Genomic DNA, 11,116 nt, shown 5'->3' on the forward strand with positions numbered 1-11,116 from the left:
TGATCTTTCAGTCTCAGTTGATGAGATGCAGATCCTGCATAAATTAAATTTAAGTGTTAACCCCGGAGAGACTCATGTACTCATGGGACCCAATGGTGCAGGTAAGTCTACACTTGGTAATACTCTTATGGGTAATCCCAATTATGTAGTAAATGAAGGTAAGATCTTTTTTGACGGACAGGATATAACAGATCTTTCTACAGATAAGAGAGCAGCTGCCGGAATGTTCATGTCATTCCAGAATCCTCTGGAAGTACCTGGAATATCACTTTCAGCTTTTATTAGAAATGCTCTTCATTCACAGACCGGTAAGCCTATTAAGCTCCTTGCTTACAAGAAGCTCTTAGAGTCTACAATGGAGCTTTTGAACATGGATCCTTCATATGCGGACCGTGATCTTAACGTTGGATTTTCAGGTGGTGAGAAGAAGAAAGCCGAGATCCTTCAGCTTCTTATGCTCAGCCCTCGTCTTGCAATCCTTGATGAGACTGACTCAGGACTTGATGTAGATGCTGTTCGTACAGTTTCTAAGGGAATAGAGGAATATCAGAAGAGAGAAAATGGTGCGCTTATCATCATCACTCACTCAACTAAGATTCTTGAATCACTTCATGTTGATCATACGCATGTTCTTGTAAAGGGTCAGCTTGTAGCATCCGGAGACGGATCACTTGTTGATGAGATCAATAAGAACGGATTTGAGCGTTTTATCAAGGAATGATGTTTCGCTAATAAATATTTAGTAAGCTTATAAATAGATAACAGGTTTATAGATATTTAACAGGCATATAAATGCTTAGCAAGCTTATAAATGTTTAGCAAGCTTATAGATATTTAACAAGCTTATAGATATTTAGCAAGCTTATAGATATTTAACAAGCCTATAGATATTTAACAAGCTTATAGATATTTAGCAAGCTTATAGATATTTAACAAGCCTATAGATATTTAGCAAGCTTATAGATATTCAGCAAGCCTATAGATATTTAGCAAGCTAATAAATATTTAGCAAGTTTATAATTGTTTAACAGGATTATTCCTAATGGAATATATCTTATTAAAATATATGGATAAGAACTATAGTTAATGTATTTAATATAGAGCAGAGATTATATCTGTTCATAGAATGAGGACTGATATGTTCGATGATATAAAGAAGTCAGTTGCTGATATCAATCAGTCAATGTACGACTTTAAAGATGAAGAAACAGATAAAGACTTTTACCGAGAGGAAGCCGGATTTACCAGAGAGATCGTTGAAAAGGTTTCTAAGGAAAAAAATGATCCTGAATGGATGAGAGAGTTTCGTCTTAAATGTCTTGATATATACAATAATATGGAGATGCCTGATTGGGGCCCAGAAACAGATTCACTGGATATGGACCTTATTTCTTCATATGTAAAATCAAAAACAGGAATGCAGGGTAGTTGGGAAGATGTTCCGGACGATATCAAGAACACTTTTGAAAAGCTTGGTATTCCGCAGGCAGAGAGAGAATCTCTTGCAGGTGTCGGAGCCCAGTACGATTCTGAGCTTGTATATCATAATGTCAAAGATGAAGTTGCAGCTCAGGGCGTTGTCTATACAGATTTTGAAAGCGCTCTTCACGGCGAATATGCAGATATGGTCCGTGAGCATTTTATGAAGCTTGTTCCTCCTACAGATCACAAGTATGCAGCTCTTCACGGTGCTGTATGGTCAGGCGGATCATTTGTATATGTTCCAAAGGGAGTTAAGGTGGAGATTCCACTTCAGTCATACTTCCGTCTTAATGCAGCAGGTGCAGGACAGTTTGAGCATACTCTTATTATCGTAGATGAAGGTGCAGATCTTCATTTCATAGAAGGATGTTCAGCTCCTAAATATAATGTTGCTAACCTTCATGCGGGCTGCGTTGAGCTCTTTGTAGGCAAGAACGCTAGACTTCGCTATTCTACTATTGAGAACTGGTCCAAGAATATGTACAACCTTAATACAAAGCGTGCCATCGTAGAAGAGGGCGGCGTAATGGAATGGGTTTCAGGTTCCTTTGGATCACATACATCATACCTTTATCCTATGACTATCCTTCAGGGTGATCATTCCAAGATGGAATATACAGGTATCACTTTTGCAGGTAAGGGTCAGAACCTGGATACAGGTGCCAAGGTAGTTCATAACGGTAAGTATACATCTTCTGTTATCAGCACTAAGTCAATCTCTAAGGACGGCGGTATCGGAACTTACAGAAGTTCAGTTACCATTAATTCAGGTGCAAAGCATTCCAAGGCTGTTATATCCTGTGATTCACTGATGCTTGATTCAATGTCAAGATCAGATACAATTCCTGGAATGGATATTCGTACCAATGATGCAGATGTAGGACACGAAGCTAAGATAGGCCGTATCAGTGATGATGCAGTATTCTATCTCATGAGCCGTGGTATCAAAGAAGAGGATGCAAGAGCCATGATCGTATCAGGCTTTGCAGATCCTGTATCCAAGGAGCTTCCTCTTGAATATGCAGTAGAAATGAACAATCTGATCAAGCTTGAAATGTCAGGCAATATGTAATTGAAGGATTATTGTGACATTCTGATATCGTGATAGTAGATCATGATAAGTAGCGAAGTTAGATGCGAGGTAACCTATGAATATAGATATGAGAGTTAATGAGCTTCCGGCTAAAACATACAGGTGGCTTAAATTAAACGGTGAAGATATAAGTGAAAAAGATATTTCTTTTTCCAAATTTTCCATGGAAGCAGTCAAGGTTCCTGAAGGTGTGAGCCTTTCAGAGAATGTTGATGCAAGTGAAGCTGAGAGCGTATTTGCTCCTTCTCATGAAGCAAATTTAAAAGCAGATGAGGGACTTGTAGGTCCCAATGGAGACACTGCTCCAAATCATGCCGGTCAGATAGTAAGAACTGGTATGGGATCAGGAGTGGACGCCCTTTTGGAAAGTGCCGGAGTAAAGGCAAGTGTGGTTAAGGCTGTAGAAGGAACAAAGACTTTGGAGCCTGTAATGTTCCACGATCACCTTGAAAAGGGTAAGAGCACTATAAGCCGTCAGGTAATTATAGTTCCTGATGATGCAGAGCTTACAGTCATAATGGATTATGATTCTGATGCTGATGCAGAAGGAATTGAAGCAGTAAGTACTAAATTTTATGTAGGCAGTAATGCTATTCTTCATCTTGTAAAGGTTCAGATGCTTGGCAAGAAGGTCAGACATTTTGATGATCTTGGCGGCGTTGTAATGGATAACGGCAAGTTTGATCTTGTTGAGATGGAGATGGGTGCTTCCAAGGCTTATGTTGGCGCTTATGTAGGACTTTTGGGAAAAGAAGCTGTTTCAGATAACAATACAGGATTTCTTGGTACAGATGACCAGTTCTATGACTTTAATTATGTTGCAGAGCAGCGTGGCAAGAAGACAGAATCCATGGCAACCTTCAGAGGAATTCTTGATGGAAATGCTACTAAGAACTGGAGAGGCTCACTTGATTTTTGTGAGAGTTCAGCAGGAAGCGTTGGAGATGAGCAGGAGGATACACTTCTTCTATCTCCCGGAGTTATCAACAGGTCAATGCCTCTGATCCTTTGTAAAGAGGAGAATGTTGATGGAAGACATGGTGCAACTATTGGCCAGCTTTCTGATGATATGCTCTTTTATATGGAGACAAGAGGAATCGATAAGGAAAGCGCTAAGAAGATAATGGTCCGTGCAAGGCTTGATTCAGTTGCACGTATGATCCCTGATGAGGATCTTAGAAATAAGGTTGCAGTATATCTTGATGGAATACTGTAAGTAAAGGTCAATGGTTGGAGGCAGTATGAAGGCAGAAGATTTCAGAAAAGATTTCCCGATATTTGAGGGAAATGATTATATATATTTTGACAACGCGGCTACATCTCAGAGGCCGCAGGCGGTAATGGATGCGGTAACTTCTTTTTATCAAAAGTCTAATGCCAATCCTCTTCGCGGACTCTATGACTGGAGCGTTGATGCTACAGATCGTTATGAACATGCAAGACAGAGAGTAGCAGATTTTATCGGTGCTAAGAAGAGCTGCGAGATCGTTTTTACCAGAAATACTACTGAATCTATGAATCTTCTTGCTTACAGCTATGGCCTTAAGAATATCAATGAAGGCGATGAAATCGTAATCACAGTAATGGAGCACCACTCCAATATTCTTCCCTGGCAGATGGTATGCAGACAAAAGGGTGCAAAGCTTGTATGGCTTGAGCCTGATGAAGAAGGTGTTATATCAGAACAGGAATACAGATCCAAGATCACAGACAAAGCAAAGATAGTATCAATAGGTCATGTATCTAACGTACTTGGTATTACCAATCCTGTTAAAGAGATAGCTGAATATGCCCACCAAAAGGGTGCTATAGTTATAGCAGACGGAGCACAGTCTGTGCCTCATATGAAGGTTGATGTAAGGGATCTTGATGTAGATTTCCTTGCTTTCTCCGGACATAAGCTTATGGCTCCTATGGGAATCGGCGTCCTTTATGGAAGAGAAGAGCTTCTTGAAGCTATGGATCCTTTCCTTACTGGTGGAGAGATGATCGAGTATGTTACAAGAGACTCTGCTACATGGGCAGAGCTTCCTCATAAATTTGAAGCAGGTACTGTTAATGCTGCTGATGCTGTAGGCCTTGAAGCTGCAATTGACTATCTTGAGAAGGTCGGATATGACTTTATCCAGTCACAGGAGAAGCATCTTACTCGTCTTCTTATGGACGGAATGAGCGAATTGTCGTATATTAAAATATATGGATCCAAGGATCCTGATAAGCATTGCGGAATTGTGACATTTACTATGGACGGCGTTCATCCTCACGATATATCTTCAGTACTTAACGAAGACCGTGTGTGTGTAAGAGCAGGCCATCACTGTGCACAGCCGCTTATGCAGTTTATCGGCGCAGGCTCAACGGCAAGAGCCAGCCTCTATTTCTATAATACAGAAGAAGAGGTTAAGAGATTTTTGGAAGTATTAAAAGGCGTCAGAAAGGTTATGGGCTATGGAGATTAAGCAGCTTTATCGCGAGATCGTTAACGAACACAATTTAAGCCCCTTGCATAAGGGAGTTATGGAGAATCCTTCTCTTAAGCTTCGCGGAGTTAATCCTTCATGTGGAGATGACATTACTTTGCAGCTTAAGGTAAATGATAAAGGCATTATTGAAGATGCCATGTTTGACGGATCAGGATGTGCTATATCACAGGCATCTGTAGATATGATGGCAGACCAGATCATCGGCAAGAACAAGGATGAAGCTATTAAGCTTGCATCTACTTTTATGGGCATGATTCATGGTGATGTCACTGATGAAAAAGAGATAGAGCAGCTTGATGAAGCTGCAGCACTTCAGGATGTGTCTCATATGCCTGCGCGTGTTAAGTGCGCAGTTCTTGGCTGGAAGACCATGCAGGAGATATTGGAGCACCCTGAAAAGAGCGAAAACTGATATACATTCTATAAACTAATACGGAAGTAAAGTAAGGAATGGCTGATTCTAATATTACTAAAAATGCCCTTGCGACATCTTTAAAAAACTTAATGAGGGAAAAGCCTTTCGAAAAGATCAGTGTATCGGATATATGCGATGCCTGTGGAATGAACCGTAAAAGTTTTTATTATCATTTCAAGGACAAGTATGATCTGGTCAATTGGATCTTTCTTGTGAGTTTTCTTGGAAAGATGGATATCGACGATTATGAAACCGGGTGGGATGCACTTAAGGATATCTGCCACAGGTTTTATGAAGACAGGGAGTTTTACAGGGCTGCACTGAAAATCGAAGGCCAGAATTCTTTTCATGATTATGTGATCGAGTCCATACGTCCTATTATGTATCTGTATATTAACGATATGATAAAGGACAATGATCTTAAGGATTTCTTCGTCACCTTCTATTGTGATGCCTTCCTTTCAGCCATTACAAGATGGCTTTCTGAAGGTATGCAGATGAATGACGAGGAGTTTGTTGGTAAGCTCAAAGTTATAAGCGTAGGTCTTGCCAAAATAGTAATAAGAGATGAAGAAAAATAAAAAGCAGCAATTAACGACTTGCTGCTATTTTTATGTTATGATAATACGAAATAAATGATATTATGTATTAGATTATATAAAGAGAAAACGGGGATTTCTCTAAAAGGATTTAAATATAAGGAATTACATCTTGTGACTTTGACATCAAAGTATATGCGGATATATCCTTTGATGCCTGCCATAACAGTATATTCCTTATGGGGAGGGATACTAAAATGGATTTGAACAATATTGAGGAGTATACACCGGATTCTGTAACTGGTCTTTTGGCCGGAATGGTAGACCAGGTCTTTGTAGTTAATTCCTGTACTAACAAATATAAAAGAATAATAAGCCGCGGCTTCATGGATGAATGCTTTAAAAAGACGGGCGATTATAATGATCTGCTTGAGAGAGTTTTTTTTCATATGAAGGACAGTGGTGAAAAGGTTGTTGATTCCTATAAGGTCTTTCTGGCTTCGTACGGAACTTATAATGATAAATATACAAGGCGCTGCAGGATCGATTTTAAGGGCGATAAGCATATAATTCAGATGACAATATATCCTTTAAAGGATACCTGCATTTATATATTTGTGCTTAATGAGCTTGATTATGAAGATTCAAATTGCGATATGATCGCATCAACCAAGGTCGATACTATTCAGAACACATATCTTTTTTCAATGTATATCGATCTTATCAAAAATACTACAAGTAGTATAAGTGTTACTGAAGTTTCCAGTGAGAATCTTCACTCAAACATTCTTTATACTGATTGGAGAATGATGATCGTAAATATGATCTGGCCTGATGACAGACCAAAGTTCCTTAAATGGACAGATCCTGAATATTTGAAAACTCATTTTGCTCCGGGACATTCAGCTTCTTTTGACTGTAAGATGCAGAATCTGGAAGGAGTTTTCATCTGGGTTAAGCTTATATTCAGCCGTTCTGAGACGAGCAATGAGGATGACTTCCGCTTCGTATTTATGGTTCAGGATATTAATGAATCTATGGAAGCTATGAATTCATATCTTAAGAAATTTGAAGAGAAGGCATCAATAGATACTCTTACAGGAGTCTTTAATCACGGTCGCATAGAGACAGAGATAAGCAATGCTATCGAGGATATAAGGAAGGGTCAGGGACCTGCTTCCATAGCTATTCTTGATATAGATTATTTCAAGGAAGTCAATGATAATTATGGTCATGCTACAGGAGATAAGACCCTTAAACGCTTCTCCAAAATGGTTAGTGAATACCTTGAAGACAGTAACTGCGTTCTTGGAAGATGGGGCGGTGAAGAGTTTGTAGCTGTATGCCACGACTCAGATCTTAGTAAGACACGTGACATCACAAGTGACTTACTTGTGCATATAAGCTCAGAGAATTTTGGAAATGTCGGGACTATAACAGCCAGTATAGGAATAACTCAGCTTCTTGAAACAGATAGCATCAACAATGCTTTTGAGAGAATGGACAAGGCCCTGTATCAGGCCAAGGCTGATGGACGTAACTGCGTAAGGTCAAGCGACCAGCTTACAATTGCGAAATAAATCTGAATTTAATAAAGCTTTCGATTTTCATCTTTGGATTTAAGCTCCATGGATGAAAACCGAAAGCTTTTTTATAATGATACAGCCAGAAAACCCATTAGTTTTAGATGATGGGTAGTTCACTATGCGACAGTACAGCTGTATGCCGGCATGACATTTTTGACAATATCAATAAAAGGCGAATCTATGTTTAATGCATCGTTATCATTAGAAGGGAATACTATAGATCCGTCTGTTTCGAATTCAAGGTATCCTCTTTCATCTCCAAGAAGTCTCTGACTTATAAGGGATGAATCATAGTACATATCCCATATGAAGCATGGGAACTTGCCTTCAAGCCTTATCTGCTTGACTATATCACCGTGATTGGCGCAGCCCTTCTTGGGGATCAGGATTACCATGCTTGACTGGTAATCGAAATATTTTTGAAGGGCATCTGAGTTAGCATCAATCGAATCAACTTTTTCAAAATCATTATCATCATAGAAATGATGTATGCTGTACAAGAGCTTTGCATCATGCAAAAGCTTTGAAGTATTAAAGCTTTGCGGCTCGTCTGCACTTATAGATATCATTACGTTCATGCATTCTTTTAATGCAGAAGCCTGACTTGTTGTAAGCTCTGCATTTTCAAGAAAATAGAAGAAGGCGCATTCTTCATTTTTTCTGAATATATCGATTATCTCATTAGATGCGATGCTTCCTCCTCTTTGAACTATGGCAAAAGAGTTTATGCCATAAGGAAGGGCCTGCTCTATCATGCTTTCAATCTTAGCCGGATCTGCACCATTGTCTAAACGGACATCATATTTGAACATCAAAGCCCAGGGAAGTGTTATTGAAAGATCCTGGGACTTCTGACGCAGAATCCTTGCATCATAAGTCCAGCTGTTATAGCCCATATTGATACCAAATCTCCTTATACAGGAGTGGTCTGTGTTATCAAGGAAGTTCTGCAGCATAGTATAATAAGGACTATCTTCATTAGAGAGAATAGTCTGAATGATATCGATTATGTCATCCTGAAAACGTCCTGTAGAGAACTGTCTTCCAAGATCTGCAAGCTTTCTTATGCTTCTTCTCGGGTCATCTGCCATATTTTCGATGCCGCGTTTTACTACGGAATCGATCATAAGTCTTGTTAATTTCTTTTTATCCATATTTTTACCTTAAGCATTTATTATAAATAAAGATATGAACCTTTTAGTGAATTTGAGCACTGTTTTGGACGATTTATACCTTACTATTTATTCCTTTAATTTTACACAAATTAAAGATAATGAAAAGTACTAATCACGACAAAATAATATTATTAGAAATACGATAAATACTACACGGACAGATGTGCAAAAGTGTCCAAAAATTACTCAAACTAAAATTCTTGTCCGATGACTGGTTTTTTAAAGAATAATACAATGAATATAAGAAAAGGAGGACAGACTATGAGTACAGTTGTTCAGAATATATCACATGCTGCACAGAGGCAGGCATTTAGTATTCTTATTGATCGTTATTTGAAGCACCTTAACAAAACAGAAGACAGGACTGAGACTTATCTTAAGCTTGTAGATGAGGCTGAGAAGTTCTTTTCTGATGGTTTTGACAAGAAAAATATGGAAGCAGTCAGAAATGCTATAAAGGACCCTGATAACAGATGGATCAAGTTCATAAACAGGGTAATAGATGAAACTGATCCCCATGTTGCCAAGATGACAATGCTTAACCTTGGCTATGAGGCATTCTTCCGCGGAACCAAGACAATCAGAGCCAATCGTAAGAAATACGGCTGCAACATCCCATGGCTGATCCTCTTTGATCCTACAAGTGCCTGCAATATGCACTGCCAGGGCTGCTGGTCAGGTACATACGGTGCCAAGCACAATCTTTCATTTGAGGACATGGACAAGATCATTACTCAGGGCAAAGAGCTTGGTGTATACCTTTACATGCTGACAGGCGGAGAACCTCTTGTTCGTAAGAAGGATATCTTAAAGCTTGCAGAAAAGCACAATGATGTTGAGTTCTCTATCTTTGATAACTCCACACTTATAGATGATGATTTTTGTAAAGAGGTTGTAAGACTTGGAAATATCACATTCCAGCTTTCTATAGAAGGAACACCTGATACCAATGATGCTAGAAGAGGCATAGGGCACTATGATGCAGTTATGAAGGCCATGGACCTGTTCCAGAAATACGGTATCATATTCGGAACCTCAATCTGCTATACACGTGCTAACATCGAAGCTGTTACAGACGAGAAGTTCCTTAGAATGATCTCAGATAAGGGAGCAAGATTCGGTTTCTTCTTCCACTATATGCCGGTTGGTAATAATGCAGTTCCTGAACTTATGCCTACAGTAGAGCAGCGCCGCAAGATGATCGACAAGATACGTTATATCCGTTCTGACAAGTGCGATATAGGCTTCTTCCCTATGGATTTCCAGAATGACGGTGAGGCTGTTGGAGGATGTATAGCAGGCGGACGTAACTATTTCCATATCAATGCAAGTGGTGATGCAGAGCCTTGTGTATTCATACACTTCTCTAATACTAACATTCATGATAATTCCATACTTGAGATGCTTCAGTCTCCTTTGTTCATGGCATATCATGAGGGCCAGCCATTTAACAGAAATCACCTTCGTCCATGCCCGATGCTTGAGAATCCTCAGCTTTTAAGAGAGATGGTTGCAAAAACAGGAGCACACCAGACCAACGAAGAGTCAGAAGAGTCAGTTGAGCATCTGTGCTCAAAGTGCGATGATTACTCTAAGGAATGGGGCCCTGTTGCTGATGATATCTGGGCTCATCAGACACATAAGAGACCTAAATATGAGAACTATTCTTATGAGAAGCGCATGCATCCTGAACTTGCTGCTTTCGAGCATGAGGAAGATAAGGCTAAGGAAGATGCCAATAAAGATAAGGTGGCGCAGTTCAAGAATGTCGCTAACCTTTGATGCTATATTTTAAACCAACAAAGATTTTTATGAAAAGAGCAATGGGTATATGCCTGTTGCTCTTTTCCTTTATAGATTGTTGGATTTAGAATAAAAATATGCAGTAGAGTTATCTTGGCTTGGATTTAGAATAATAATATGCAGTAGAGTTATCTTGGCTTGATTTTGGAATATAGAATATGCAGTAGAGTTATCTGGGCTTGATTTTGAAATAATATTTAGAAAAAATGATATAGCAGTGATAATTTTTGAAAAAAATTTGGATTTTCCGGCTTTAAAAATACAAAAAATTAAGTGGTAAAAATGAGAATGGTTATCAAAAACAGGCAATTTTGACCTGATCCTATTGTATTGATGCACAATTTAGGAAGTTAAACCTTACTATTTTCAAGCATTTTTCACATTTTGAAAAATTTTTTAAAAAAACACTTGCAAAGGTCTGTAGGTTGTAGTAAAGTATCTTTTGTCGCAAGGAACTGCGGCAAACAAAATAAAAGAAATGCGCTGCTAGCTCAGTTGGTAGAGCACCTGACTCTTAATCAGGTTGTCCAGGGTTCGAGA

The 11,116-nt window shown here is 39.0% G+C and carries 9 protein-coding genes; 8 read left to right on the plus strand and 1 reads right to left on the minus strand.

Going from position 1 to position 11,116, the window contains the following annotated elements; translation table 11 throughout:
• The 7 genes from sufC to K6G87_RS19220 form a co-directional block, all read left to right on the plus strand.
• A partial coding sequence (gene sufC, locus K6G87_RS19190; protein WP_296840904.1) for a Fe-S cluster assembly ATPase SufC occupies positions 1–721 on the plus strand: 721 nt, incomplete at its 5' end.
• 417 nt (positions 722–1,138) lie between these two features.
• Positions 1,139–2,554 carry a Fe-S cluster assembly protein SufB gene (gene sufB / locus K6G87_RS19195; protein ID WP_296840905.1) on the plus strand — a complete coding sequence of 472 codons (1,416 nt, stop codon included), beginning with the start codon at positions 1,139–1,141 and terminating at the stop codon, positions 2,552–2,554.
• A 76-nt stretch (positions 2,555–2,630) separates the two neighbouring features.
• Complete coding sequence (locus K6G87_RS19200) at positions 2,631–3,791, plus strand: SufB/SufD family protein (protein WP_296840907.1); 1,161 nt, start codon at positions 2,631–2,633, stop codon at positions 3,789–3,791.
• 25 nt (positions 3,792–3,816) lie between these two features.
• A complete protein-coding gene (locus K6G87_RS19205; protein ID WP_296840909.1) occupies positions 3,817–5,034 on the plus strand; it encodes an aminotransferase class V-fold PLP-dependent enzyme in 1,218 nt (405 codons plus the stop codon).
• Entirely contained in the window at positions 5,024–5,470 is a 447-nt protein-coding gene (sufU, locus tag K6G87_RS19210; RefSeq protein ID WP_296840911.1) for a Fe-S cluster assembly sulfur transfer protein SufU, read from the plus strand. Before K6G87_RS19205 ends, sufU begins: the two co-directional genes overlap by 11 nt.
• 38 nt (positions 5,471–5,508) lie before the next feature.
• Positions 5,509–6,054: a TetR/AcrR family transcriptional regulator C-terminal domain-containing protein gene (locus tag K6G87_RS19215; RefSeq protein WP_296840913.1), complete on the plus strand. Its 546-nt coding sequence runs from the start codon at positions 5,509–5,511 to the stop codon at positions 6,052–6,054.
• Between the two features lie 215 nt (positions 6,055–6,269).
• On the plus strand, positions 6,270–7,592 hold the full coding sequence (locus K6G87_RS19220; protein ID WP_296840915.1) for a GGDEF domain-containing protein: 1,323 nt from the start codon (positions 6,270–6,272) through the stop codon (positions 7,590–7,592).
• Positions 7,593–7,714: 122 nt separating this feature from the next.
• On the opposite strand, the gene K6G87_RS19225 is transcribed toward K6G87_RS19220, so the two are convergent.
• Positions 7,715–8,752: a hypothetical protein gene (locus K6G87_RS19225; RefSeq protein ID WP_296840917.1), complete on the minus strand. Its 1,038-nt coding sequence runs from the start codon at positions 8,750–8,752 to the stop codon at positions 7,715–7,717.
• A gap of 282 nt (positions 8,753–9,034) precedes the next feature.
• Here K6G87_RS19225 and K6G87_RS19230 point away from each other — a divergent pair, with 282 nt between their 5' ends.
• Positions 9,035–10,555 (plus strand): radical SAM protein, encoded by a 1,521-nt coding sequence (locus tag K6G87_RS19230; protein ID WP_296840919.1) that lies wholly within the window; start codon positions 9,035–9,037, stop codon positions 10,553–10,555.
• Positions 10,556–11,116 lie beyond the last annotated feature (561 nt).

This window comes from Butyrivibrio sp. (assembly GCF_024699075.1).